This is a genomic window from Mesorhizobium sp. M2E.F.Ca.ET.219.01.1.1 (genome assembly GCF_004016445.2).
Taxonomy (GTDB): domain Bacteria; phylum Pseudomonadota; class Alphaproteobacteria; order Rhizobiales; family Rhizobiaceae; genus Mesorhizobium.
On record NZ_SADT02000210.1, the window covers coordinates 1 to 305 of the forward strand.

At 63.3% G+C, this 305-nt stretch carries 1 protein-coding gene; it reads left to right on the plus strand.

The window, feature by feature from the left end:
• Positions 1 to 305: FAD-dependent oxidoreductase (locus EN862_RS35555; protein WP_135913331.1), on the plus strand; the 305-nt coding region annotated here is incomplete at both ends.

Below are 305 nucleotides of genomic sequence, written 5' to 3' on the forward strand. Positions count from 1 at the left end.
GCAAGATTGCCACCGGTCTGGCCGGATGGCTGCGCGCGCATGGCGCCAATGTCTACGAGCACAGCAAGGCGGTCGAGGTCGATACCGACACCGGTCATATCGTGCTGGAAAGCGGCGAGACCATGCAGGCCGACCGCATCGTCGTTACGGCCGGCGCCTGGGTTTTGAAACTGTTTCCGGAACTGGGCGGCGAACTGAGGACTTTTCGCACCGCTCTCGCCTATGTCGAGCCGCCTGCAGACCTGAAGGCGGCATGGGAGGCCGCGCCCATTATTCTCGATGTTGGCGGCAAGACCGACGGCTAC